The organism is Arthrobacter sp. S41, from assembly GCF_004320535.1.
GTDB lineage: Bacteria > Actinomycetota > Actinomycetes > Actinomycetales > Micrococcaceae > Glutamicibacter.
In genome coordinates this window covers 1,546,979-1,571,111 of the sequence record NZ_SIHY01000001.1, presented here as the reverse complement: position 1 = coordinate 1,571,111, position 24,133 = coordinate 1,546,979, and the positions used below count along the sequence as shown (strand labels likewise).

The 24,133-nt window shown below is 57.1% G+C and carries 25 protein-coding genes; 21 read left to right on the top strand and 4 right to left on the bottom strand.

The features are described 5' to 3' along the window. Window position 1: 1 nt before the first annotated feature. From EYR88_RS07245 to rpsN, 5 genes are all read left to right on the top strand, one after another. Window positions 2-799 (top strand): ABC transporter permease, encoded by a 798-nt coding sequence (locus EYR88_RS07245; RefSeq protein ID WP_131088984.1) that lies wholly within the window; start codon window positions 2-4, stop codon window positions 797-799. Between the two features lie 150 nt (window positions 800-949). After that, a complete protein-coding gene (locus tag EYR88_RS07240; RefSeq protein WP_131088983.1) occupies window positions 950-1,450 on the top strand; it encodes a MarR family transcriptional regulator in 501 nt (166 codons plus the stop codon). A gap of 332 nt (window positions 1,451-1,782) precedes the next feature. After that, on the top strand, window positions 1,783-2,019 hold the full coding sequence (gene rpmB, locus EYR88_RS07235; RefSeq protein WP_060702424.1) for a 50S ribosomal protein L28: 237 nt from the start codon (window positions 1,783-1,785) through the stop codon (window positions 2,017-2,019). A 1-nt stretch (window position 2,020) separates the two neighbouring features. Then, on the top strand, window positions 2,021-2,191 hold the full coding sequence (rpmG, locus tag EYR88_RS07230; protein ID WP_022874359.1) for a 50S ribosomal protein L33: 171 nt from the start codon (window positions 2,021-2,023) through the stop codon (window positions 2,189-2,191). 3 nt (window positions 2,192-2,194) lie between these two features. Beyond that, on the top strand, window positions 2,195-2,500 hold the full coding sequence (gene rpsN / locus EYR88_RS07225; RefSeq protein WP_131088982.1) for a 30S ribosomal protein S14: 306 nt from the start codon (window positions 2,195-2,197) through the stop codon (window positions 2,498-2,500). Window positions 2,501-2,579: 79 nt separating this feature from the next. Here the strand turns inward: rpsN and EYR88_RS07220 are convergent, their stop codons facing one another. From EYR88_RS07220 to EYR88_RS07210, 3 genes are read right to left on the bottom strand one after another with little or no spacing between them, the layout of a single operon-like run. After that, window positions 2,580-3,173, bottom strand: a complete 594-nt coding sequence (locus EYR88_RS07220; protein WP_131088981.1) for a DUF1992 domain-containing protein — start codon at window positions 3,171-3,173, stop codon at window positions 2,580-2,582. Beyond that, entirely contained in the window at window positions 3,170-3,697 is a 528-nt protein-coding gene (locus tag EYR88_RS07215; protein WP_131088980.1) for a GNAT family N-acetyltransferase, read from the bottom strand. Before EYR88_RS07215 ends, EYR88_RS07220 begins: the two co-directional genes overlap by 4 nt. 9 nt (window positions 3,698-3,706) lie before the next feature. Then, window positions 3,707-5,629: an FAD/NAD(P)-binding protein gene (locus EYR88_RS07210; RefSeq protein WP_131088979.1), complete on the bottom strand. Its 1,923-nt coding sequence runs from the start codon at window positions 5,627-5,629 to the stop codon at window positions 3,707-3,709. 290 nt (window positions 5,630-5,919) lie between these two features. On the opposite strand from EYR88_RS07210, the gene EYR88_RS07205 reads away from it, so the two are divergent. The 16 genes from EYR88_RS07205 (at window position 5,920) to EYR88_RS07130 (ending at window position 23,077) form a co-directional block, all read left to right on the top strand. Beyond that, window positions 5,920-6,996, top strand: a complete 1,077-nt coding sequence (locus EYR88_RS07205) for an amino acid ABC transporter permease (RefSeq protein ID WP_131088978.1) — start codon at window positions 5,920-5,922, stop codon at window positions 6,994-6,996. Then, window positions 6,993-7,799, top strand: coding sequence for an amino acid ABC transporter ATP-binding protein (locus tag EYR88_RS07200; RefSeq protein ID WP_131088977.1), 807 nt, complete (start codon window positions 6,993-6,995; stop codon window positions 7,797-7,799). Before EYR88_RS07205 ends, EYR88_RS07200 begins: the two co-directional genes overlap by 4 nt. Before the next feature lie 25 nt (window positions 7,800-7,824). Beyond that, on the top strand, window positions 7,825-8,790 hold the full coding sequence (locus tag EYR88_RS07195) for an ABC transporter substrate-binding protein (RefSeq protein ID WP_131088976.1): 966 nt from the start codon (window positions 7,825-7,827) through the stop codon (window positions 8,788-8,790). Beyond that, a complete protein-coding gene (locus tag EYR88_RS07190) occupies window positions 8,790-9,875 on the top strand; it encodes an LLM class flavin-dependent oxidoreductase (RefSeq protein ID WP_131088975.1) in 1,086 nt (361 codons plus the stop codon). Before EYR88_RS07195 ends, EYR88_RS07190 begins: the two co-directional genes overlap by 1 nt. After that, entirely contained in the window at window positions 9,872-10,903 is a 1,032-nt protein-coding gene (locus tag EYR88_RS07185; protein WP_131088974.1) for an LLM class flavin-dependent oxidoreductase, read from the top strand. The genes EYR88_RS07190 and EYR88_RS07185 overlap by 4 nt, the downstream gene beginning before the upstream one ends. After that, entirely contained in the window at window positions 10,900-12,228 is a 1,329-nt protein-coding gene (locus tag EYR88_RS07180) for an LLM class flavin-dependent oxidoreductase (protein ID WP_131088973.1), read from the top strand. The genes EYR88_RS07185 and EYR88_RS07180 overlap by 4 nt, the downstream gene beginning before the upstream one ends. After that, a complete protein-coding gene (locus EYR88_RS07175) occupies window positions 12,225-13,196 on the top strand; it encodes an ABC transporter substrate-binding protein (RefSeq protein WP_131088972.1) in 972 nt (323 codons plus the stop codon). The genes EYR88_RS07180 and EYR88_RS07175 overlap by 4 nt, the downstream gene beginning before the upstream one ends. A 22-nt stretch (window positions 13,197-13,218) precedes the next feature. Continuing rightward, on the top strand, window positions 13,219-14,214 hold the full coding sequence (locus EYR88_RS07170) for an SDR family NAD(P)-dependent oxidoreductase (protein ID WP_131088971.1): 996 nt from the start codon (window positions 13,219-13,221) through the stop codon (window positions 14,212-14,214). Window positions 14,215-14,387: 173 nt separating this feature from the next. Beyond that, window positions 14,388-14,672 carry an HU family DNA-binding protein gene (locus tag EYR88_RS07165; RefSeq protein WP_061954273.1) on the top strand — a complete coding sequence of 95 codons (285 nt, stop codon included), beginning with the start codon at window positions 14,388-14,390 and terminating at the stop codon, window positions 14,670-14,672. Window positions 14,673-14,944: 272 nt separating this feature from the next. Further along, window positions 14,945-15,229: an HU family DNA-binding protein gene (locus EYR88_RS07160; protein ID WP_028268375.1), complete on the top strand. Its 285-nt coding sequence runs from the start codon at window positions 14,945-14,947 to the stop codon at window positions 15,227-15,229. 152 nt (window positions 15,230-15,381) lie between these two features. Beyond that, a complete protein-coding gene (locus tag EYR88_RS07155; RefSeq protein ID WP_131088970.1) occupies window positions 15,382-15,990 on the top strand; it encodes a hypothetical protein in 609 nt (202 codons plus the stop codon). Between the two features lie 43 nt (window positions 15,991-16,033). Continuing rightward, on the top strand, window positions 16,034-16,633 hold the full coding sequence (locus EYR88_RS07150; RefSeq protein WP_131088969.1) for a copper resistance CopC family protein: 600 nt from the start codon (window positions 16,034-16,036) through the stop codon (window positions 16,631-16,633). Window positions 16,634-16,827: 194 nt separating this feature from the next. Beyond that, complete coding sequence (locus EYR88_RS07145; RefSeq protein ID WP_131088968.1) at window positions 16,828-18,882, top strand: cytochrome c oxidase assembly protein; 2,055 nt, start codon at window positions 16,828-16,830, stop codon at window positions 18,880-18,882. Continuing rightward, window positions 18,875-19,645, top strand: coding sequence for a hypothetical protein (locus EYR88_RS07140; RefSeq protein WP_131088967.1), 771 nt, complete (start codon window positions 18,875-18,877; stop codon window positions 19,643-19,645). Before EYR88_RS07145 ends, EYR88_RS07140 begins: the two co-directional genes overlap by 8 nt. Window positions 19,646-19,778: 133 nt before the next feature. Continuing rightward, window positions 19,779-21,692 carry an NHL domain-containing thioredoxin family protein gene (locus EYR88_RS07135; protein WP_207306471.1) on the top strand — a complete coding sequence of 638 codons (1,914 nt, stop codon included), beginning with the start codon at window positions 19,779-19,781 and terminating at the stop codon, window positions 21,690-21,692. A 134-nt stretch (window positions 21,693-21,826) separates the two neighbouring features. After that, complete coding sequence (locus EYR88_RS07130; RefSeq protein WP_242632478.1) at window positions 21,827-23,077, top strand: MFS transporter; 1,251 nt, start codon at window positions 21,827-21,829, stop codon at window positions 23,075-23,077. A 7-nt stretch (window positions 23,078-23,084) separates the two neighbouring features. Here EYR88_RS07130 and EYR88_RS07125 read toward each other — a convergent pair whose 3' ends face one another. After that, window positions 23,085-24,107: a hypothetical protein gene (locus tag EYR88_RS07125; RefSeq protein ID WP_131088965.1), complete on the bottom strand. Its 1,023-nt coding sequence runs from the start codon at window positions 24,105-24,107 to the stop codon at window positions 23,085-23,087. Window positions 24,108-24,133: the final 26 nt, after the last annotated feature.

The following is a 24,133-nucleotide window of genomic DNA, read 5'->3' as shown; positions in this document are numbered from 1 at the left end:
CGTGAAGCAGAAAATTGGACGCTGGCTGATTCCGGTGATCGGCGGTGCGGCTTTTATTTACCTGCTGGTGCCGATCGCCTACATCTTTGTCTTCTCCTTTAATGACGGTGGCCGAGCCAACCTGCAATGGCAGCGCTTCACCCTGGATAACTGGATGAACCCGTGTGGGGCTCCAGCGGTATGCCAGTCGTTGGTGCACTCCTTGCAGATCGGCACGGTGGCCACGGTGATCGCTACGGTATTGGGCACCGGGATCGCGATCGGTTTGGTGCGGTACAAATTCCGCTTCCGCAAGCTGACCGACGTGCTCATTATTTTGCCGCTGGCCACCCCGGAAGTGGTGCTCGGTGCGTCGCTGCTGGCACAGTTTTTGAATCTGGGGTGGGAGCTGGGTTACGGCACCATCGTGATCGCCCACGTGGTCTTCTGCATGTCCTTTGTGATCGTGACGGTTAGGGCTCGCGTCTCCTCGCTGGATTCACGATTGGAAGAGGCGGCAGCCGATCTTTACGCGTCACCGGCCGCGGCCTTCTGGAAGGTGACCTTCCCGCTGTTGCTTCCCGGCATTATCGCCGCGGCGTTGTTGTCCTTCGCGATGAGCTTCGATGACTTCATCATTACGAACTTCAACTCGGGCGCGTTCCAGACTTTCCCGAAGTTCATCTATGTTTCGGCCACCCGTGGCATTCCCGCCCAAGCGAATGTTATCGGTTCGGCAATGTTCATCGTTGCCCTATTAGTAGTGGTCACAGGCCAAGTGATCAGCTATCGCAAGAAGCGGCAGCTAGAAAATTCGTGATTATCCAGAGGCTTGCACCGCACGGTGCAAGCCTTTGGTTTTCCTCAGAAAAGCTCAGGTTTAGGCGGTTGCCTAGCTTGACAATGTATTCTCTTACCCGTTGACTACCGCACTTCCTGCACTGGCAGGGCCTGAACGATTGGACCACCGATGAGCGAGAAGCCTGTTTGGCTGACCCAGTCCGAACGCGACGCATGGCTCGGACTTCAATCCGTCATGACCCTGCTCCCGTCCGCGCTGGACTCCGATCTGCAGGGGCTTGAAGGCATTACGCTCTTCGACTATCACATGCTGGCCATGCTCTCCGAGGCGGATAACCATCAGCTTTCGATGACCCAACTGGCTTCGCATACCAGCGCCTCGTTATCCCGGCTTTCGCACGTGGTTAAGAAGCTGGAACAGCGCGGCTGGCTGCTTCGAGTGCAATCTCCGGACGATGCACGTGTGAAAATCGCCTCATTAACGAAGGCTGGATGGGAAGCGGTGGTGCGAATGGCGCCTCATCACGTCGCTTCGGTTCGTGCACTTTTGTTCGATCCCCTTGATGACAAGGACGTTAAGAGTCTGGCGCGGATTACGCGGAAGATTACTGCCTCGCTTCAGCAAGATCACTGGATCTTAAAGCCGGGCGCGACCGATTTGGAACACTGAGGAATTCTCGATAAGCTAATCAGGCGTTAATCGCGTGTGTTGTTGTGCCGCCGCACGGTGGGATGGCAACTGCGCGTTGCCCGTAATACCGAATATCGTGACCACCTGAGTACGGGGACATTGCTCGACCGGTTACGAAGTTCACCGACATACATACTTTAAGGCTCTTCGGTTGGTTCTCACCCAGCCTGGTTACCTTCCTAGTGTGCAGTATTAACGGTGTTTCACTGGTTGGCGGGACTCATAACGCACAAAAGCGGTGCCGATATTTACTTATGGGCACTGTGCGCGAGTACCGCCGAATTTTACTACTAACTAACTGAGGAGTGATCATGGCAGCTGTTTGCCAGGTAACCGGTACTACTCCGGCCTTCGGACATAGCATCTCCCACTCGCATCGCCGCAACAAGCGTCGTTTCGATCCGAATATCCAGAAGAAGACCTACTACGTGCCTTCGTTGCGTCGCAAGGTGACCCTGACCCTTTCGGTCAAGGGCATCAAGCTCATCGATGCTCGTGGAATCGACGCTGTTGTTGGCGACCTGATTGCGAAGGGTGTGAAGCTCTAAGATGGCAAAGAAGGATAAGGACGTACGTCCGATCATCAAGCTGAAGTCCACCGCTGGTACCGGTTTCACTTACGTAACCCGTAAGAACCGTCGTAACGACCCAGACCGTATGGTTCTGAAGAAGTACGATCCAGTAGTCCGCAAGCACGTCGAATTCCGAGAGGAGCGCTAAGACATGGCCAAGAAGTCCAAGATCGCAAAGAACGAACAGCGCAAGGTCATTGTCGAGCGTTACGCTGAGAAGCGCCTCGAGCTGAAGAAGACTCTTGTAGATCCAAACGCAACTGACGAGGCTCGTGAAGCAGCCCGCGTAGGCCTGCAGAAGCTGCCACGCGACGCTTCCCCGATCCGCGTTCGTAACCGCGACGCGATCGACGGTCGTCCACGCGGTACCTTCCAGAAGTTCGGTATCTCCCGTGTTCGCTTCCGCGACATGGCACACCGTGGTGAGCTTCCGGGCATCACCAAGTCTTCCTGGTAAGACCTGCAAGTCATTTGACTTAGCAAAAGCCGCTCTCCTTTGGGAGGGCGGCTTTTGCCGTTAAGTTCGTCTTTAAGCACTAGCTTTTGCGTTGCCACCAACGGCGCTTGGGGATGATCGCTGGCTTTGGCTGGGCAACCGCGCGGCGACTTTGCCAAGCAAAGACCTCGGCATCCACCTCACGCAGCGGTGTAATCACCGGCGGACCGCCAAGTAGCTGGCGACGAGCATCGATAATCCGGGCGTTGAAGTCCTCGACGTGCGCGCGTACTGCCGCCGGCGTGGGTAAACGATCCAGCGTCTGCTCCAAGTGTTCGTCCTCAACCCGCAAGGTTAACGCCGGTGGGCCCAGACCGGTGATCTGTTCGCGGCGCATCATCGACTTCATCCACCAGTCTGGATCATTATTATTGGTCAGGTGGTCGATCTTCTGCCCCGATAGGGCAAGGTTCTCAAACTCGCCACGGGCAAAGGCCTCATCGAGCACGGAATTGGCAACCTCCCACGCTTCATCTTCAGCGTGTAGCTGCAGCGGGGTTTTGGGCTTTTGAACCGGCGCCATGCCGGTGGCCTGGGCATACTCATCTACCGGCAGAGGCGTTTGATCGCTGGCCTTGCCCATGGCGTAGCGTGCGGCGTTCAGCGCAGCATCCGAATTCTCCGGTTGGTTCATACTCCTATCGTGGCATTAGCTTGAGCGTGGGGCAACGCCTTGGTGAAAGGCAGGTGCCCGATGGTTAACGGGTCGGCATCAAGATCAAAGTGGGGCTGGTAGCCTGCGTTCAGGTACAGCTTAAGCGCTTCGGGTTGACGCGGACCGGTGGTGAGGTAGAGCTGTGTATAACCCAGATCGATCGCGGCCAACTCAAGTTCCTGCAGAACCCTACGCGCCAGGCCACGACGTCGGTGGTCTTCGTGGGTCCAGATGCGTTTGAGCTCGGCGGTGTGCTGGTCATAATGACGCAGCGCCCCACCGGCAACGGTCTGTCCGTCCTCCTCTAGAATGACAAATCGTCCCAGTGGGGCCGTGAATTCGTGGGCGGGGAAGCGCTCAAGTTCGGCGGCTACCGCACCGTTGCGATCCCCGTAGCGCTGGGTGTATTCCACGGTGAGCCCGGCAAAGAGCGGGGTTAGGCGAGGATCGCCAATCAAAACGGCATGGGCGGTGAGGTTGGGTGATTGCTGTTGCGTGGTCATCTTGATCTTCTAGCCTAGGGTCCGATGGGTTTGGGCGATGGCGCCGGCTAATTCCCACTGGTTCATGGCCGCCGGTGCGGAGAGCAGTTCGCGGGCCAGTGCGTCACTATCAGCAAAGGGCGCGGAATTGGAGTTCGGCCGGGAGAACGCCCCGCCTTGGAATCGACCGGCGGTAGCACCGGTGGCAAAGAGCCAACGGTGGATGCTCCCGCCACGACCGATGACTTGGCGCAGTGAAGTGATGTGCATTTTTCCTGAACCTCCGGGTTCTTCGGTGATCAATCCCTGGTGGTACAACGAGACCAGCAGGGGATCGGTGCTGGTTGAAATGTGGGTCGATGGTAGCCGTGCTTCGATGAACCACGGCGCGTGCACTTCGCCGGCGAGGGTTTGGGCGCAAAAAAGCTGGCGATTGGCGTCAAAACCGAATGAGGTTTCTGGACCCAAGAAGCTGATAAATCCTGCCTCGTGTAGGGCGAGTAGCTCGCGCAGACGGTGCGCCGGTGGGCCAGAATCGACAAAGCTGAAGAAGCCTTGCCACCATCCTGCTAGCTGAATTCGACCGGTGTCACTGAGTAGGGCGTCGACGACGGGCAGGGTGACAAAGGATTTGAGCAGACCAAAAAATAGTGCCTGGAACTGTGGATGATCGGCCGAATCGCGCACCCGCAAATCCTCTTTGATATGTTCGCGCACCAGCTGGTTGAGCTCTTGAGCTTGGCCTTGGGCGGGCAATGGCCGGGGGATGGGCAGCGGGAATTCTAGGTCCTCAAATTCCAGCCGGAATTCTGGGGCGACAAATTGGGCCACGAGGCTTGTGCGTTCGGGCGAATACCAAGAGATGGCATCGAAGCGGGCATGGAATTCGCTCCAGATACTTGGTGCGAATGAGTGGGGCGTGGCAAAAATTTCGCGGTAGTAAAAGAAGGCTGCTTCCTTGGCGATCAATGGCCAAACATGGGCAAAAAAGTCCAGTTCGCCGTGCTGCGCGTGTAATTCATTGACGGCTTCTTCGGTGAAGTAACCGGTGCTCAGCGGCGCAGTGGTGGTGCTGCGAATTTTGCTGTGATACGGAACCCCGCGCCGCGAACCGGCCAGAAGTTTCGGTTCCTGGCCGCTGGGCAGATAGCGCAAACTTCCGTTCTCGCCGGCAACAAACTTGCCCCCGCGGCCCTCAAAAAGCAGCACAAATAGGTCGGTGAAGGCCAGCCCCATGCCAGAAACCAAGACCTCGGTCCCGGCCGACAGTGTCTGAAAGTTGATGTCGTTGGTGTAGCCGGGCGGGATGTAGCCCAAATGATCGGCGGTGTCGGCGTGGGCGGCAAATTCTAGGGATCGGGCATCGGATTCCAACCGCGCGTCTAGGTGACCCTGAACGAGGACAACCTGATCGGCGACGATTTCACGACCTGAGGCAAGGAGCACTCGATGGGTGCTGGACTCGGAGAGCAGATCCACGGCCGTATCCTGATGGATTTTGATGACGTCCGGGCTGGCAAATGAGGCCTGCGCGCGGGCGAAAAACCAGCGTAGGTAGCAGGACTGCAAACGCCGGGTCGGAAAATCGGCAGGACCCAGGCGAGCAACCTCGGCTCGCAGCAGCGGATCGGTGAGCAATAAGGAAGGCACATCGTGAAGCTGCCCGTCGCGAATAAGCTGCACCCACTGATCTAAGGCAGGGCCGTCCTTGGCTGGGCCCAGGCACTGCACCGACGCGTCGGTAAACATCGTGACATCCGCGGCGCGCGAATTGAGTTTAAGCAGCGGGCTTTGATCTTCGCGCCAGATGCGTCCGGCACCCACCGGGAAGGGGTCAACGACATGTAGGTGCAGGGCGGTGTTGTCCAACAACTCACGGTTGGCACTGATGCGCTCGAGAATCATCGCGGTGCGTGGGCCGCCGCCGATAAAAACGATGTGCTGCTCGGACATTTTTCTCCTTTGCGCCGCCGGCCGGTAGGTGCGGAATCTGTAGTTAGCGCCAGATTAGGAGCCTTGCTTTGTCCGACGCTAGCGGGTGTGACTTGCAAGGACGCAAAGTTCACGGACCGAGATGCAGCAGCAACACGTCGTTATAAAACGCCCGGTTTTGGCCGTCACTTTTCGTCATTTCGACACATGGTGTCTTTGAGTGAACGAGCGTGAACTAGCCAGATGCGGTGGTCGTCCCCACGGCTCTAGCGTGTTCCTCAAGAGAAACAAAGCCATACAAGGAGCAAACGATGCCACCGACAAGTACCCGGGTCACCAACCCAGATCCCGTGCAGGACACAACGCCGGAGACTGCGCTGGACAAAGTTCAGAACACCGTGCAGAACACCGAGTCGGAGACAGTGCAGCCGGTAGTAACGCCGAGCTACACTACCGATAGTGCTATTGCTGACTACAAGGTGGTTGCCGCGGTCCATCCGTGGCGCTGGGTCGGCACCGTGGTTGTTGCCGGAATCGCCGCAGCGATCCTGTACTCGTTGATTACTAACCCACGGTGGGAATGGGGTGTGGTGGCGCAATGGTTCACCGCCGAATCCATTCTTCGCGGACTCGGGCAGACTCTGAAGCTCACGTTGATTTCCGGCAGCCTGGGCTTTGCGCTCGGCTTTGTGCTGGCGCTGATGCGGTTATCACGCTCGCCATTATTTAGCTCGGTGTCGTGGACCTTCTCCTGGATCTTCCGATCCACCCCGCTATTGGTGCAGCTATTGCTTTGGTACAACCTCGGCTACCTGTATGAAACCATCCGGCTGGGGGTCCCGTTCACCTCAATTACCTTCGCCGAATTCCAGACCACGAGCCTGATCAGCCAGTTTGCTGCCGCGGTGCTGGGGCTGACCCTGAACCAGGCGGCCTACAGTGCGGAAATCATTCGCGGTGGCATTCTCTCGGTGGACCAGGGCCAGATCGAAGCGGCCACCGCATTGGGTATTCCTCGCTGGCGCCGCTCCACCCGGATCGTGCTCCCGCAGGCCATGCGAGCGATCTTGCCGACCGCCTTCAACGAAATCATCGGCCTGGTCAAGGGCACCTCGATCGTCTACGTGCTGGCTTATTCGGAACTGTTCTACACCGTGCAGGTCATTTACAACCGCACGCAGCAAGTGTTGCCGATGCTGCTGGTGGCCACCATTTGGTACATCGTGATCACTTCGGTGCTCAGCGTGGCCCAGTACTACATTGAACGTCACTATTCCCGCGGTGCACTGCGCACCTTGCCACCAACCCCGTTACAAAAACTGCGTGGTTTCTTCACAACCCACGCCGCCACCGGCACCTCGATCAATTCCTCGAAAGGACAGCTATGAGCCTGGCAACCACAGAAGTTAGCACCCGCGGAGAAGTAGCGGTGCGTTCGGTAGACAAGAGCTACGGTACAACCCAAGTTCTGCACGAGATCGATCTTGATGTTGCCCAGGGTGAAGTCTTGGTCATTATTGGGCCATCGGGCTCAGGAAAATCCACCTTGCTGCGCACCATCAACCACCTGGAAAAGGTGGACCGAGGCACCATCAGCCTTGATGGCGAATTGATCGGCTATAAGGTGCGCAACGGCAAACTCCATGAACGAGGCGAAGCAGAAATCTTGGCGCAGCGCACCGAGGTGGGCATGGTGTTCCAGAATTTCAACCTCTTCGGGCACCTGACCGCCCTACAAAACATTGTTGAAGCGCCCATCCACGCTCGCAAGGTTCCCAAGGCCAAAGCCCAGGCGCGGGCCAAAGAATTACTAGCCCGCGTGGGATTGGCGGATAAAGCTGATGCCTATCCTCGCCAGCTCTCCGGCGGTCAACAGCAGCGTGTGGCCATCGCGAGGGCCCTGGCCCTGGATCCCAAGGTGGTGCTTTTTGACGAGCCGACCAGTGCGCTGGACCCTGAGTTGGTCACCGAGGTGCTCGAAGTGATCAAGGACTTAGCCAAGTCAGGTACGACGCTGATCATCGTCACCCACGAGATCGGGTTTGCCCGCGATGTCGCCGACCGAATTGTGTTTATGGATGGCGGACGAATCGTGGAGCAGGGGACCCCGAGAGAACTACTGGCCAACCCACAGCACGAGCGCACCAAATCCTTCCTCTCCAAAGTCATCGAACCGGCTTTTAACATCTAAAGCTTTGTCACTAAGGACTCGCACCATGAAAAAGTACGCAGCAGTTTCTGCCCTCTCTGCGATCGGCCTGCTCACCCTCGCCGGTTGCGCTGACCCAGGCGCCGCCGCCCCGGCAGCATCCTCGGGCGCTGAAGCCAAGAGCAGCACAACCTACAACACCTCACCAGAGCAAGACCGCATCCGCTCCACCAAAGATCAAAAGCTGGCCGACGCGGTCCCAGAAAAGATCAAAAAGGACGGCAAGCTCACCGTGGCCACCACCGCCGGCTCGGTACCACTCTCCTTCCACGCCACCGATGAAAAGACCGTGATCGGCACCGAAGTGGACCTGGCCCAGTTGGTCGCCGACAAGCTGGGACTAGAACTGGACTTGCAGGTGACCAGTTGGGAGAACTGGCCGCTGAAAACCGAATCGGGCGACTTTGAAGCAGTCTTCTCCAATGTTGGGGTGAACGCGGATCGAGTGAAGAAGTTCGACTTCTCCACCTACCGTGCAGCGTTTATGGGCTTTGAAGCTCGCGCCGACAGCGATATCACCGTGAAATCAGCCGACGACATTACGGGCAAGAAGATCGCCGTGGGTTCCGGGACTAACCAGGAAAAGATCCTGCTGGCATGGAACAAAGAGCTAGAGGACAAGGGCAAGGCACCAGCAGAACTGCAGTACTACTCCAGTGAAGCCGACACCATCTTGGCTCTATCCTCGGGACGCATCGATTTGAACATCGCGCCTTATCCTTCCACCGTGTACCGCGAAAACCAACGTGATGATCTGAAGGTGGTTGGCAAGATCAACGCCGGATGGCCTAATGAGACGCTGGTTGCCGCAACAACCAAGGCCGGCAACCGCCTCTCTGAACAGATCACCGCGGCACTGAACGAAACCATCAAGGAAGGCACCTACGCCAAGGTGCTAGATCGCTGGTCGTTGAGTGAAGAGGCTCTGCCGGAATCAGAAACCATCAACGCGGCGAACTACAAGGGCAAATAATGCGTTTTCAAGTACTAGACATTATTCCGCACCAGTCTGACCCGATCACCGGCCTGCAGGTTGATACCGCGCAACGCTTTGAACAGGTAGTGCAGTCCGCGATGCGGGCCGAGGAACTTGGCTTTGATTCCTTCTCAGTAGGCGAGCGCCACGCAGGTGCCTTCATTTCTTCCTCGCCGGCCGTTGTCCTTGGGGCTATTGCCGCGCGGACCAAGAAGATTCGGCTGCACACCGGTGTGGTGGTGCTTTCCATTCTTGATCCGGTGCGCGTAGCCGAAGATTTTGCCACCGTGGATCAGTTAAGTCATGGGCGCCTGGAGCTGGGAATTGGTAAGGGCAACGAAGTGGCGCACTTCCCGCTCTTTGGCAGGAAGGTTGAGGATCAATGGGACTTGCTCGAAGAGAACTACGAGCTGCTCAAAGCCCTCTTTGCCGATGAGCCAGTGAACTTCACCGGACGGTTCCGCAGCGAATTAGAACAGGTCACCACCAGCCCACGCCCGTTCCAGTCACGACTGCGGATCTGGCATGGTTCGGCCACCTCGCTTCGTTCGGCAGAACTGGCCGCCAAACATGGTGACCCACTCTTCTCGGCCAATGCGATCCAGCCCAAAGAAAATTACAAGGTGCTCATCGATCACTACAAGCTGGCCTATGAGCAGGCAGGCCACGATCCGGCGGCACGGTATATAGGTTCGGGCAGCGGGGCGGGAGGCGTGTACCTGGCCGATAGCACCAAGGCGGCCATCAAGGAATTTGGGCCGGTGTACGAAGCACTGACTAACCGGCGCGATGTACCGGGGAACAACACCCCGTACCGCAGCATTGAGCACGCGGTGGCCGAAGGACCCCTCTTGGTGGGTAGCCCCGAGTTTGTCGCCGAGAAGATCTTGGATTATCACCAGAGCTTCGGTCACGACCTGCAGTCCATTTCGCTGCCAACCACCGCGCCCTATGCGGCACAAATTGAAACGTTGGAACGCTTCGCAAAGGAAGTGATTCCGCTGGTGAAAACCGAGACCACCTTGTGGACCGAAACAGATCCACAGTTCAACAACACCTTAGAAAAGGAGTATGCAGTATGAGTGAGTACTCCCTGCTGCTGGCGCTCAATCTTGATGGCGCCGGTAACGATCCGAACGATTCGGCCCTCGCAGCGTTACGCGCTGAATCTGCTGAATTCCACGGCGTGAGCTTCTCCAGTGATGGCCTGCTCGACTCGGTGCAACGCGCCAGTTTTGTTGCCGCGAAAACCCAGCGCATCGCGGTGCTGCCGGTGATTGATGCCCTCTTTACCGAGCCCTTTCACACTGCAACCCAGCTGGCCAGCCTAGATATCATTTCCCACGGCCGGGCCGGATGGATCTTAGAAACGCAGAACGATTCGGTACAGGCCGACGCAGTAGGTCGCAGCATATTGCCCGAGGACCAGCTAAGTACCGAAGCTGCCGACGTGGTCACCACCCACCGTCGACTCTGGGACAGCTGGGAAGACGACGCGGTCATTCGTGATGAGGCAACCGGACGCTACCTAGATGCCACCAAGTTGCACTACGCGGATGTTGAGGGGAAAAACTTCTCGGTCAAGGGCCCGGCTATCACCCCACGCCCACCTCAGGGACAGTTGCCGATTATTGCTCCGGCCCCGCTATTTACGCCCGATGGTCTGCAACACTGCCGACTGAACGGTGCCGACGTGGTGAAGGTGAACGCAGCCAACCTTGATGAGCTACTCGCCAAAGCACAGACCGCCAGCAGCAAGGGCGCGGTAGCCATCGAACTAGACGTTTATCTGGACACCGCAGGGGATACCGGGGCCCGCCGGGCGGCCGAACAATCCGTGCAGCGAACCCCTCGCGCCGAATTTATCGGCAGTGTTGATGAGCTCATTAGCTTCCTTAAAAAGTTCGCGGAAGCTACCGCCAACCCGGAAGATCAACGCCGACATCTTGTCCACCTGCATCCGGGAGATCTGAGGATCGACGCAAGCGTACTGCTTGACGAAGTACTACCAAAACTGAAGCACAGCAACTTGCTGGCACCCATCGGTGACACCCTGCGCGAAACCTTCGCACTGCCGGTGGCCAAAAACCGCTTCCAGGAGGCATCATGAGCACCCAGAACCAACTACGATTCGGCGTCTTTTTCCAAGGCGTGAACTCTTCGACCGTATGGCGCAGCGAAAAGGCGGGATCCCAGATTGACTTTGCTTCCTTCCGTCAGATTGCACAGACCGCAGAGCGTGGCTTATTCAGTGCCTTCTTCCTCGGTGAGGGACTGCGCCTGCGTGAACACCTAGGTGGCATTCATGAACTGGATGTGGCCGGTCGCCCCGATGCACAGACCATGCTCGCAGCCCTGGCCGCGGTAACTAGCAACATTGGTTTGGTAGCCACCCAGAACACCACCTACAACGACCCAGCAGATTTGGCCCGTCGGCTCTCCTCCTTGGACCTGATTTCCGAGGGTCGCGCTGCCTGGAACATTGTCACCACCCACAACGCCTGGACCGGCGCAAACTTCCGCCGAGGCGGCTACCTAGAGCACCACGAGCGTTACTCTCATGCAGAGGACTTTGTGCGTACCGTACGTCAGATATGGGACGATTCCACAGTTCACCACCGCGGCAATCACTACAACGTTGACTACACCGGCACCGTTCCGGCCAGCGCACAACATCGGCCTGTGCTCTTCCAAGCCGGCGACTCAGCCGAGGGACGCGACTTTGCTGCCCGCCAGACCGACGTCATTTTCTCCGCCCACGTTGGACTGGAAGACGCACTGGAATTCCGCAAGGACATCAACGCTCGTGCAGCCAAGGTGGGACGTGCCGAGAACTCGGTGAAGATCATGCCCGGAGCTGAGTTCATCGTGGCAGAAACTGCCGCAGCAGCCGAAGAAAAGTACCACTGGGTCCGCGAACACCAGATTGGCCCACACCAGGCGTTGGCCTACCTTGAACAGTTCTGGGGTACTCGACTGGAGAACGTCGATCCTTACGGGCCACTGCCCGAATTTGATCCAGTAGTCGAGCAGAGCTCAGTGACCCGAGGTAGTGGCTTCCAAGGTGCTAAGTCTCTAGAGCTGGCTGCCGCATGGCGTGCCGAAGCCAAGGAGAAGGGGCAGAACATTATCGAGTTTGTCCGTTCCCGTTCACACCGTGCGGACCACACCTTCACCGGTTCCTATGATCAGATCGCGGACCGTTTGGCTCAGTACGCAGAACTTGGTGCGGTTGATGGCTTCAACATCACCCCGTGGCTGATTCCTACCGGGCTTGATGACATCGTCAACCACCTGGTCCCTCGGCTTCAGGAACGCGGAGTCTACCCACAGGCCTATGCGGACACTCTGCGAGAAAACCTCGGACTAACCATCGACGAAACCCATGAGCAGCGGGCCATCCAGCGACTCAAGACAGTGCAGGAAGTATCATGAAGCTCCACAAATCCCGTTACGCCTTCACCACCCTTGCGCTGATCGGTTTGGTGTCCCTCAGTGCGTGCGCCGATCCATCCGAGGCCAAGGAGAACACCGAATCTCAGGCACCGACCAATGCTGCTGACACGGCGCTATCGAGCCCGCAGCAAGAGCGTCCGGACGTCGCGGTAAATAAAAAAGCTCAAAAGGTGGTTCCAGAAAAGATCTCGGCCGACGGAAAACTCACTATCGTGACCGCACCAAGTTCAGCACCACTGAGTTTTTACGCCACCGATAACACCACACCGATCGGCAATGATGCTGACCTCGCAGCGGCGCTCGCCGATGCTCTCGGCTTGGAACTAGAACTAGTTCCAGTGTCATGGGCGGACTGGCCGTTGGGTATTGAGTCCGCCAAGTACGAGGCCGCGATCAGTAACGTGACGGTGACCGAAGAGCGCAAAAAGAAGTTTGATTTTGCGACCTACCGCGAGGACCTGCTCGGATTCTACGCCGATAAGGATTCGGACATTGGGCCAATCAAAAAAGCCGAAGATGTGGCTGGTTTGAAGATTATCGTCGGCTCGGGAACCAACCAGGAAAAGATCTTGGTTGAGTGGGACAAAGCTAATCAGGCCAAGGGTCTGAAACCAGTGGATTTCCAGTACTACGACGATGATTCGGCTTCAACCTTGGCGCTACTTTCTGGGCGTGCTGATGCAAGCTTTGGACCGAACGCATCCGGTGCCTACAAACAGGCGACTGCCGGAGAAGTTAAGCAGATTGGTTCCTTCCCCGGTGGGTGGCCGGATACCGCGCAGGTCGCGGTGACCACTAAGAAGGGTAGCGGACTGGCGGAAGCTGCAGAAGTGGCCATTGATGGGCTGATTAAATCTGGCGCCTACAAACAGATCTTGGATAAGTGGGGTTTGAGCGAGGAAGGAATTACCGATTCTCGGTTGAACCCACCAGGTCTGGCAGGCTAACGGTTGTAGTAGCGTGGGGAGCATGAATCGTGCAGTGCGTTTGGGTTCCCTAGAACAGTTGGGGCAGTCCGTGCCCCAGGCCAGTATTCGTGCCAACTATGAGCGCTGGAAGTCGTTAGGCGTCGGTAAAACAGCAGTGGTTACCGGCGCCAACGCAGGCTTAGGATTCTTTGCGTCCTTGGGTTTGGCTGCAGCGGGAGCGCATGTGATTCTGGCCTGTCGTAACCAGTCACGTGCCGAAAAGGCCATGGCCGCCATCCGCCGTCGAGTGCCAGAGGCCAGTGTTGAATTTATGCAGTTTGACGCTGCTTCAACCCTGTCTGCGATGGCGCTGGCCGCCGAGCTTCGAGGGCGTCAGCTGGACATCCTAGTGGCCAACGCGGGAATGATCCACACCCCGAGTACCCGAGAAGCCGGAGCCTTGGGTTATGAGCAAACCATGACCACCAATGTGATTGGACACGCCCGACTCGTCGGGGAATTGGCTGAGAAATTCAAGGAAGGACAGCTACGGCTGATCACCCTTGGATCAATGTCCACTTTGCTGATGCGCACCGATCCAAAAAATCTGAAGCTGGCGCACGACTACAACCCGTACCGTGCCTACGTTCAGTCCAAGGCTGTACTGCAAAGCATGGGAATTGGTTTGGATCATCGATTACGTCAGCTGCAGTGGCCGTCTCGTTCGGTAGCCGTGCACCCGGGTTATTCGGTCTCTGGGCTCACTCCGGTGATTGAGGAAATCAACGAACCTGACTTTGCAAAGCGCCTAACGGGTCGATTACAGGGCAGTTTCGCGCAGGGCAAACATGAAGGTTCGGTGGCCATTGTCGAGGCAGCGCTAACCGAAGGGTTGGAGCGCTGTGCCCCCGGCGTCTTCTTCGGCCCGCAATGGACCTCCAAAGGCCGAATTACGCTAGCCAGACCGGCAAATGTCACTCGGAGCAAGGTGCTTCAAGATGCGGCATGGGAGATATTGATACAAGCGAATGAGGGAGTAGATCCCTTCGCGCTATAGGGCTCAGGTGAACTTTCACACCTCGATTCTCTAGATGAAATCGGCAAAATCCGCGTGATGATGCCATTTTGTCGCCAACAACTGGTAAGTTCAACACTGATAAGTCCGCGCGACCGTGCGGCATTCAAAACCCGGACCCGGGTTTTGAGGCACTAGTCCAGGAGGACAATACATTGGCTATGAACCGTAGCGAACTTGTTGCTGCTGTTGCAGCGAAGACCGAAAACTCCCAGGTTGCCGTTAACGGTGTTCTGGATGCTGTCTTCGAAGTTTTCGTCGACCAGATTTCCAAGGGCGAAAAGGTAACCATCCCAGGTTGGTTGGCAGTGGAGCGCACTGACCGTGCAGCTCGTACCGGCCGTAACCCACAGACCGGTGAAGCAATCCAGATCCCAGCTGGCCACTCGGTCAAGCTGACCGCTGGTTCGAAGCTGAAGGCAGCTGTTGCCAAGAAGTAAGCCTCTCTAAAGCTTAAGCAAGGCCCACTCTCCGATGCCGGGGGATGGGCCTTGTGTTCTTAACTGGCGTACCAGAAGTGGGCGTTGAACCCAAAAATGGTGCCGTTAGCCAAAGAATTCTGTAAGAAGATGAAAAAATCCCGGTATTTCGGCTGTTTTCGGCCATTTCGGGCCTCAACGTTTGATATGTTCTCACTGATAAGCCCGTGCGACCGCGCGGCATTCGAAGTCCGAAATCGGGTTTTGGATCACTAGTCCAGGAGGACCATACATTGGCTATGAACCGTAGCGAACTTGTTGCTGCAGTTGCAGCGAAGACCGAAAACTCCCAGGTTGCCGTTAACGGTGTTCTGGATGCTGTCTTCGAAGTTTTCGTCGACCAGATTTCCCAGGGCGAAAAGGTAACCATCCCAGGTTGGTTGGCTGTAGAGCGCACCGATCGTGCAGCTCGTACCGGCCGTAACCCACAGACCGGTGAAGCAATCCAGATCCCAGCAGGCCACTCGGTCAAGCTGACCGCTGGTTCGAAGCTGAAGGCAGCTGTTGCCAAGAAGTAAGCTTCTCTAAAGCTTGAGTAAGACCCGATTTGTTGCCGGAGATTTTCCGTCAGGCAGGTCGGGTCTTCTTTTTGACAGCGTTTGAGCGGATCTTCTACTTCGCGTAGAATCAGGCGTGCTCAACACCGATCATGGAGAACAGGCTGCAAACCGTGCCACACAAACCCGCAACCCGCGTTATGCGCGGCTGGTTGGCGGCAAGCGTGTGCACTTGGACGGCTTTTGCAGCTCACGCGCATAGCGCTCCAACACAAATGTCGTTGGTAGCCATGGGCCTGATCAGCTGCATTTCTGCGGTGATCGCCATGACGCTAGTGGGCAAAAAATTCTCCGTTTGGGCTACCAGCTTAGTGGTGCTTGCCAGTCAAGGACTGTTCCATCTGAGCCTGTTGGTGATGAGCCATGACAGTACTGGTGTTGCTGGCATGGAACACATCCAGCACACCGGGCGCAGCATCGAACTGGCGCACAACATCAGCTCCCACTATGCCAACGCACATAGTGAATCAATGCTTTATGCACACGTCATGGCTGCAGTAGTCAGCATTATCGTGCTTCACTGCGGCGAGCGTTTGCTCGGGGCTCTGGCCTCATGCCTCACTTTGTCGACTGCCCGAAAAATCCTTTCGCTTGTCCGTGTGCAAGTTCCTGAAGCTCGCGCACTGCCGGCATACTTCCCTTTGCGTTTTCAACCCAAGTTGGCGCAACTGGGGCGATTGCCCGAACGCCGCGGGCCACCTTCCTTCGTTCTTGTTGCCTAAGACATAGAACGAATTACCCCACCAGGGGCTTGGAAGGAAAACAATGAAGAGCAAAACCCTACCCACAATGAATTTGACCCGCCTCGCAGCCGTAGTGGCGTTGGCGATCCTTGCAGTATTTACCTCGGTGACCGCCGCCTCTGCTCACGACGAACTGGTGAGTTCAAATCCCAAAGCTGGGGCAACGTTGAAGCAGGTTCCCGAGGAGCTCACCCTGGAATTCTCCGGTGAACTGCAGACCATGTCAGGTGTGAACTCCACCGTGGTTGAGCTGAGCAATGATGGCAAAGCTGTCGAAGCGAAGGCTGAAACCAAGGGCAAGACCGTAACTGTCACCCCGGCGAAATCGTTGGAAAACGGCGAATACGAGCTGGAATACCGCGTCGTTTCTTCGGACGGACATCCAGTAGAGAGCAAGCTGGATTTCACCGTCAACGCATCAGCTAAGCCAACTCCCTCGATGATCAGTGCTCCAAGTGAATCTGCGCAGGCTGACCAGCCTAGCGACGCGCAGCAGGAGAATGACAACCCACTTCAGGCCGCAGGCAGCAATGTCAGCCCGGTCATCTGGGTAGTTATTGGCGTTGTGATCCTTGGTGGCGCCATTGCCGTTCTGGCCAAGTTCATGCGCAACAACAAGTAGTAAGCGCACACCTCGTAGACCGGCAGGCCAAAGATCCACCTTGGCCTGCCGGTCTCTGGTTTAGAAGCCGTTGATTAGCACCTCGCGCACGAGATTTACACGCGTGCACTGTGGGTGTGAGATGCGCCGTAGCGGTGTAGTTCCGGCCGATCTGGTCTGTGACCGTCGAGCAAAAATGAGATGATTAGAAGGATATGGATACAGCAAAGCGCACGGTTTCAGTCACCCGCTTCATCCTGCCCGGGCTGCTCGCTTCAGCGGTAGTTTTCCTGGTTGCGGTGTTGTTCACCGGCATCGCCCGTCCGGCCGAATTGGCCGATCCTGGAGCGTTTGTGCGCTGGAGCCTGCCGATCGCGCGAGCGATCCATCATTCATCCATGTCAGTGGCCATAGCCGCGTTAGTCTTTGCTGCCGCCATTGTGCCTCGAAGCATCAAAACCACACGCGATGAGCAAGGCGCGGATCATCCAGCCTTTACTCGCGCTATGAATATTGCCGCCGGTTCTGCAGTGTTGTGGACCCTTTCTGCAGCTACCGTCATGGTGCTGACCTTCTGGGATCTGGCCGGCCTTCCGATGAGCCTGGATGGGCAATATTCAGCCGCAATTCTGGACTATATTCTTTCCATCACCACCGGCCGGGCCTGGGCCTGGATGGTAGTGATTGCCGCAGTCGTGAGCTCGCTCGCCTTGGCGGTACGTTCCAAAACCGGAGTTGGTGCCACCGCGCTCTTCTCCTTCGCAGGCATCCTGCCGATGGCCTTTATCGGCCACGCTGCCGGCGGCGATGACCACTTTGCTGCTGTGAACTCCATCGGCCTACACCTGTTGGCCGTCGTACTGTGGTTCGGCGGAATTATTGTCTTGGCACTACTAGCTCCCACGCTGGAAGGCCAAGCACCGGGACGCAAGCGTGGCCAGGTACTGGCTGGAGTTGTCCTGCAACGCTATTCCGGGTTGGCAACCATTGTTGTCTTCCTGATGATCGGTTCGGGTCTGGCCTCGGCGATCATCCGCATCACCAACTGGGGACAGTGGGCCACACCTTATGGCGCGCTAGTCATCGTCAAACTTCTGATTACCTTGGCCCTGGGCGCACTCGGACTGGTTCACCGCCGCAAGGTCATTCCGCAGCTTTTGGCCGGTAAGTACACCGCGCTGCGTGCTGCATGGCAGGTAGTTCTAGTTGAAGTCATCCTGATGGCCTCGGTCATGTCGGTAGCCACGGTGCTGGCTCGAACCGCACCGCCAACCAGCGACGATGCCCCGGCAAAAACCACCCCGGCCCGTCTGCTCACCGGCTACGATCTGCCACCAGCCCCAGACACCGCCAGCTGGCTCACCACCTGGCGCATGGACTGGATCTGGGTAGCGGTATGCCTCTTTGGGCTAGCGGCCTACCTCTATGCCTTCATCACGTTGGCTCGTCGTGGCGACAAGCCCAGCGTGCCGCGCCTGATCAGTTGGGTTGTTGGCCTGTTCGCACTGTTCTACGTCACCAGCGGTGCGGTGGCCGTCTACGGCAAAATCCAGTTCTCCACGCACATGGTTGATCACATGTCGCTGACCATGATCGTGCCCATCTTCTTGGTACTCGGTACGCCTATTACCCTGCTGCTGCAGGTTTTGCCTGCCCGCGTTGACGGCACCCGTGGAGCACGCGAATGGATCCTGTTCCTGGTTCACTCTCGTTATTCGAAGGTAATCACCCACCCAATTTTTGCTGCGGTAAACTTCGCCGGGTCCATCGTGATCTTCTACTTCACCCCGATCCTGGAACCGGCCATGCGCTACCACGCCGGCCATGAGCTGATGAACTTGCACTTCCTGCTCACCGGATACCTCTTTGCGCTGAGTCTGGTGGATGCGGATCCGGTGCCTAAGCGTTACCCATACCCAATGCGCCTGGTAGTTTTGCTGGCTACCGTCGCCTTCCACGCCTTCTTCGGTGTGGCATTGATGAGCACCGAAAACCTATTGGCTCCCGACTACTTCGGCAATATGGGACGCACCTGGGGCGGCAGCGCTCTGGAAGACCAAGTGGTGGGCGCCGGCGCCATGTGGGCCATCGGCGAGGTACCCACCTTGGTCTTGGCCATCTTTGTGGTTTTGTCTTGGCTCAAACAGGACAAAAAAGACACCAAACGTTATGACCGACAGGCAGAACGCGACAACGATGCCGAGCTGGAAGCCTACAACGCGATGTTCGCCAAATTTAATCAGGCCGATCGAAGGAATCCCAATGCCTAAGACCATCAAGACATTGAGCATCCCGCTGGTGTTGTGCACCGCTTTGTCCTTGGGCGCCTGTTCCTCGGAACAGAGCCAGATGCCACAGGACCAGACGCATAAGATTGCCGCTGAAAGCACGGCCTCACCCAGTGCTAGCCCCAGCGCCTCAGCATCGAGCTCCGAGGAAGATCCGACTACCCCTGAGATGGCCACAGCAGCTGGCTCGGTGATCGCCTCACAATTGGGCTTCCCAAGCAGCGCTAAAATCAAGGGCAAAGATCTTGACTCTCTGGCCACCCCACCGACCGATACGCTCAAGGGCATCGTGGTCTTGCCAGCTCAATGCTCGGCTCCGATCAACGATTTGAACTGGTCGCCGGTGCAGTTGGGCACCCAAGCGGCACGCACTGACTTCACCAACGAATCCCAGTCCATTACCGGCTCGGTCGAAGTAGCTAAGTTGGGCAAGGACGGGAACGCGTCGGTTGTCCAGCACACCAAAAACGTGAAGAGCATTCTTTCTGAATGCAAGAGCGTCAAGCTGAACACCAACGAGTACACCGAGACCCTTAAGTTCTCCGATCCCAAGGTGGACTCGGTGGATTCTGCGCTGTACTACAGCCGCGACGGGGAATACGCCCAAAATTCGCTGGTCCTGATCAAAAAGAGCAAAGAGTATGTGGCGATGGTTTCCTTCGTTGCCAGTAACTCGTTGTCCGACGAAAAGTTCAACAAGGTGGCAACCAGCGTCATGGATGCTGCCCTGTCCCAACTTCCATAGTCGGGCAGAGCCAGAGGAATAGAACCGGGCTGGCACCGGTTGCACCTCAATGTTCCTTAACACCGTTTAGTACAGCACCGAGCCGTGGCTGATAATAAAGTTCTAACTGCCGAGCCGCGGCATTTGCGAAAGGATGACCATGAGCGCTACAGAATCCGTCCGCGCCAATTACAAGGTGCGCGCCAGTGAACTGGTAGGCCGCAACTGGCTGAATACCGGTGGTAAACAGCTGGACCTTGAAGCATTGCGCGGCAAGATCGTGCTCTTGGACTTCTGGAGCTTCTGCTGCATCAACTGCCTGCACGTACTTGACGAGCTTCGCCCGCTGGAGGAGAAGTACTCTGACGTGCTGGTGACCGTCGGTGTGCACTCGCCTAAGTTTGAGCACGAGGCTGACCCGGATGCCTTGGCTGCGGCCGTAGAGCGTTATGAAATCCATCACCCGATCCTTGATGATCCGGAGCTAACCACCTGGCAGGCCTACGGCGCACGCGCTTGGCCAACCTTGGTTGTACTGGATCCAGAGGGCTACATTGTGGCGCACTTGTCCGGTGAAGGTCACGCGCAGGGTCTGGGTTCGCTGGTTGAAGAACTGATCACCGAGCACGAGGCCAAGGGCACCTTGCACCGTGGCAACGGCCCCTACGTGGCACCAGAAGCTGTGGAAGGCGACCTGCGCTTCCCAGGCAAGGCCATCGCCTTGGCTAACGGAAACCTACTGATCGGCGATTCGGGCCACCACCGTTTGGTTGAGCTGGCCGATGATCTGTCCACCGTGGTGCGCACCATCGGCTCCGGTGTTCGAGGCTACGCCGATGGCGATGCGAACACCGCACAGTTCAACGAACTGCAGGGTCTGACCGCGCTGCCTCAAGAGCTGGCCGCCAAGGTCGGTTACGACGTGGTTGTGGCCGACACCGTGAACCACCGTTTGCGTTCGGTCAACCTAAGCACCGGCGTTGTAGGTACCTTGGCTGGCAATGGTGTGCAGCGCCTGCTGGATTCGGAAAATGCTCGTCAGGAAACCCAAGCAGTACAGCTGGGCACCGACGCGTTGAACATTTCGTTGTCCTCCCCGTGGGACGTGCTCTTCCACCCATCTGGCCAGATCATCATCGCGATGGCCGGAACTCACCAGATTTTTGCCTTTGATCCAGAAACCAATGCGGTGTCCATCTTCGCTGGAACCGGGCTGGAAGGCCTAAAGGATGGCAAAGCCGATGAAGCTTGGTTCGCCCAGTCTTCAGGCCTAGCCCTTGAGGGCGAAAACGTGTGGATCGCTGACTCGGAGACCAGCGCCCTGCGTTGGATTGAAGTTGAGAACGGGGAAGTTAAGAGCGTTAATACTGCTGTTGGCACCGGGTTGTTCGACTTCGGCTTCCGTGACGGCGAGGCTGAACAGGCACGCTTGCAGCACCCATTGGGTGTGGCAGTGCTACCTGATCGGTCCATTGCGATCGCTGACTCATACAACGGTGCGGTGCGCCGCTTTGATCCGGCCACCAAGACCGTTTCTACCTTGGCCAAGGGGCTGAAGGAACCAGCCGATGTGTTGGTTGATTCCTCGGTTGAGGGCGATCCAGTTTTGCTGGTTGTTGAAACCAATTCCCACCAGCTGGTGCGTGTGCCGATTCCTGCTGAAGCTTTGGTTGTTGATGAAGGCGCCAGCCAGACCCAGCGTCCGAAGACCAAGGTGCAGGCCGGCAAGCACGACATTGTTATTCGCTTTGCCGCTCCGAAGGGGCAGAAGCTGGATGACCGTTGGGGAGATCCAACTCAGTTGAAGATTTCTTCAAGCCCAGCAGAATTGTTGCTGGACGGTGGCGGAACCTCGGTGGGCTTGACCCGCACGTTGCAGCTGAACCCAGAAGTTGCTGACGGCGTTCTGCACATTACCGCTCGCGCTGCGGCCTGTGATGGTGAGCCAGGTGGCGAGATCCCAGATCACGCAGCCTGCCACCTTTACCAGCAGGACTGGGGAATCCCGGTTCTCTTGGATCCAGAAGGCGATGACGAATTGCTGTTGGATCTTCGTGGAGTGAACTAATCACACACCGACACAGCGTTGGTAAACATAGCTTCAAACCTCACAGCGAGGAATGCAGAGGAAACCTCAGCATTCCTCGCTGTGTCGCATTAGACTGAGGTTCGGGAGGCGCCGGAGAGATCCGGTAGAAGTTTATGGCGACGAAGATGTTCAGGGCTCTAGAAATACCCAACTATCGATTATGGATTATTGGGGCTCTAGTTTCCAACATCGGTACGTGGATGCAGCGGGTGGCCCAGGACTGGCTGGTGCTGACAGAACTGACCGACCACGATGCGGTAGCTACCGGCATCACTACCGGCCTGCAGTTTCTTCCCGTCCTTGTCCTGGCCCCTTACGCGGGTTTGATTGCTGATCGTTTTAATAAGCGTCACGTGCTCATGGTGACGCAAAGCTTTATGGGTTTATGTGCCCTGATCCTGGGTCTACTGGTTGTCACCGACTCGGCCCAGCTCTGGCAGGTCTACGTCTTGGCAGGATTATTGGGCATAGGTGCATCTTTTGATGCTCCGGCACGCCAAGCCTTTGTTTCTGAAGTGGTGCCCGGAAGCCACCTGGCTAATGCCGTCGCGCTGAATAGTGCCAACTTTAACCTGGCCCGCCTGGCCGGTCCGGGCATTGCAGGAGCGGTGATCGCACTAGTAGGCACCGGACCTGCCTTCCTGCTCAACGGTGCGTCATTCATCGCGGTGATCACCTCACTGGTCTTTATGCGCAAAGACGCGCTGCACCCCTCTACTCCGGTGGCACGGGGCAAAGGGCAAGTGCGAGAAGGATTCAGTTACGTCAAAAGCCGTAAGGATCTGCTGCTGATCTTCTTCCTCGCGTTCATCATCGGAACGTTTGGGCTGAACTTCCAGCTGACCAACGCGCTGATGGCTACCGAAGTCTACGGAGTTGGCGCAGGGGAGTACGGCATCCTTGGCAGCATCATGGCGGTGGGTACCTTTGGTGGTGCGCTGCTAGCTGCTCGGCGTTCAGCACCTCGCTGGCGTTACCTCATTGGCGGCGGAGTATTCTTCTCACTGGCCGCACTAGCAAGCGCGTGGATGCCAAACTATCTTCTGTTTGCCCTGATGCTGGTCCCGGTTGGGCTCGGAGCATTAACCTTCCTGAACAGTTGCAACACGATGGTGCAAATGTCGGTGCCATCCCAATACCGCGCCCGCGTCCTAGCTCTGTACTTGATGGTGGTCCAAGGTGGCACACCGATTGGTTCGCCGTTGGTGGGCTGGCTTGCTGAGCTTTTTGGAACTCAGATTGCGGTGTCCATCGGAGCGGTTCTGTCACTGGGCGCAAGCTTGCTAGCGCTGTTTACGTGGCAGAAGTACAAGACCAATGCGGTGCCACTACGTAGCCAATTCCGCGAAATGCTGGGTAGGTAGCCTGGGGCTACTGAGCGACTTGTTGACCGCCGGCTACTGGAACCACGGAGACCTCGGTGGTGCTGGTGGTCAGCTTCGCGGTAAAGGAATACGTGTCGTTGACGGTCTTCTTTTCCTTAGAGCCAGTGCGCAGATCTTGCTCGGTCAGAGTTAATGCTGCGGAGGTCTTCAGTGGCGAAAGAACCCAGGAACCGTTGTAGTAGCTGACCTTGATGGTCGGGTACTTGGTGATATCCCAATTGATCGTTGAGGAATCAACTCGTGCCGAAGTGTTGTACGAGAAGGGGCACCCGGAAGGCATAAGCACTTGCTGGCTGGTGCAATCATCGAGGTACTTCTTGACCTTGGAATTGATGGCCGAGATGAAAGCATCAGTTGGCTCGGTCTTTAGCGCGATCTCCACTGGATCTTCAGCAGGCGCAGTGACCACCACACCACGGGTGTCGGCAGCAAAATTCTTGGTGCTGAAGCTGGCGTCAAGAACGGAAGGGTAGAAGACCGGCAGGGTGCTAACACCGGCGTCCAATGGGATCTTCTGTTCGTTGACCGTGACCTCGTTGACGGTATTGGCCTTGATCTTCACGCTAGGAAGGGTTGAAGGTTCAAAGGCCCAATTATCAAAGAAGAGCCATGACTTACCGATGTGGCGCAAGGTGTAGGTGGACTGCTTATCAACACCATCAACCTTGTAGTGCGCGGTCACGGTGCGCAGTTCTTTGTTGCCCTTCACTGGCTGTGCCTTATCAGTGGAGAAGTCTGTTACGCCCTTTTGGGTACGCTTGAGCACTTCACCGTTCAGAGCTACCGCGTCACCCTTTGGCACGGTGGCCTGCATCAGGCCCAGAGCTTTAGCACCCTCGCCATTGGCGAGGTCCTGCTGAAGTTCTTTGACATCATGCGAGGGGGAGAACAGGGTGCGATTAGCAATAATCACGCCGGCAACAGCCAAAACGAGCACCGCCACCGCGGCTAGGGTCCATCGAAGGGCCAAGGCGGTGGCGGTGATCGGCGTGGAGTTAGGAGTCTTCATCAGTAGCTAGGCTATCTGGTATTGAG

Bases quoted from the DNA above. Each gene is read 5' to 3' on its own strand.
- EYR88_RS07125 (WP_131088965.1), bottom strand. From the start codon at position 24,107: ATGAAGACTCCTAACTCCACGCCGATCACCGCCACCGCCTTGGCCCTT.
- EYR88_RS07150 (WP_131088969.1), top strand. From the start codon at position 16,034: ATGAAGAGCAAAACCCTACCCACAATGAATTTGACCCGCCTCGCAGCC.
- EYR88_RS07180 (WP_131088973.1), top strand. From the start codon at position 10,900: ATGAGCACCCAGAACCAACTACGATTCGGCGTCTTTTTCCAAGGCGTG.
- EYR88_RS07145 (WP_131088968.1), top strand. From the start codon at position 16,828: ATGGATACAGCAAAGCGCACGGTTTCAGTCACCCGCTTCATCCTGCCC.
- EYR88_RS07205 (WP_131088978.1), top strand. From the start codon at position 5,920: ATGCCACCGACAAGTACCCGGGTCACCAACCCAGATCCCGTGCAGGAC.
- EYR88_RS07190 (WP_131088975.1), top strand. From the start codon at position 8,790: ATGCGTTTTCAAGTACTAGACATTATTCCGCACCAGTCTGACCCGATC.
- EYR88_RS07130 (WP_242632478.1), top strand. From the start codon at position 21,827: ATGGCGACGAAGATGTTCAGGGCTCTAGAAATACCCAACTATCGATTA.
- EYR88_RS07175 (WP_131088972.1), top strand. From the start codon at position 12,225: ATGAAGCTCCACAAATCCCGTTACGCCTTCACCACCCTTGCGCTGATC.
- EYR88_RS07170 (WP_131088971.1), top strand. From the start codon at position 13,219: ATGAATCGTGCAGTGCGTTTGGGTTCCCTAGAACAGTTGGGGCAGTCC.
- rpmG (WP_022874359.1), top strand. From the start codon at position 2,021: ATGGCAAAGAAGGATAAGGACGTACGTCCGATCATCAAGCTGAAGTCC.
- EYR88_RS07135 (WP_207306471.1), top strand. From the start codon at position 19,779: ATGACCATGAGCGCTACAGAATCCGTCCGCGCCAATTACAAGGTGCGC.
- EYR88_RS07215 (WP_131088980.1), bottom strand. From the start codon at position 3,697: ATGACCACGCAACAGCAATCACCCAACCTCACCGCCCATGCCGTTTTG.
- EYR88_RS07210 (WP_131088979.1), bottom strand. From the start codon at position 5,629: ATGTCCGAGCAGCACATCGTTTTTATCGGCGGCGGCCCACGCACCGCG.
- EYR88_RS07195 (WP_131088976.1), top strand. From the start codon at position 7,825: ATGAAAAAGTACGCAGCAGTTTCTGCCCTCTCTGCGATCGGCCTGCTC.
- EYR88_RS07140 (WP_131088967.1), top strand. From the start codon at position 18,875: ATGCCTAAGACCATCAAGACATTGAGCATCCCGCTGGTGTTGTGCACC.
- rpsN (WP_131088982.1), top strand. From the start codon at position 2,195: ATGGCCAAGAAGTCCAAGATCGCAAAGAACGAACAGCGCAAGGTCATT.
- EYR88_RS07185 (WP_131088974.1), top strand. From the start codon at position 9,872: ATGAGTGAGTACTCCCTGCTGCTGGCGCTCAATCTTGATGGCGCCGGT.
- EYR88_RS07200 (WP_131088977.1), top strand. From the start codon at position 6,993: ATGAGCCTGGCAACCACAGAAGTTAGCACCCGCGGAGAAGTAGCGGTG.
- rpmB (WP_060702424.1), top strand. From the start codon at position 1,783: ATGGCAGCTGTTTGCCAGGTAACCGGTACTACTCCGGCCTTCGGACAT.
- EYR88_RS07240 (WP_131088983.1), top strand. From the start codon at position 950: ATGAGCGAGAAGCCTGTTTGGCTGACCCAGTCCGAACGCGACGCATGG.
- EYR88_RS07220 (WP_131088981.1), bottom strand. From the start codon at position 3,173: ATGAACCAACCGGAGAATTCGGATGCTGCGCTGAACGCCGCACGCTAC.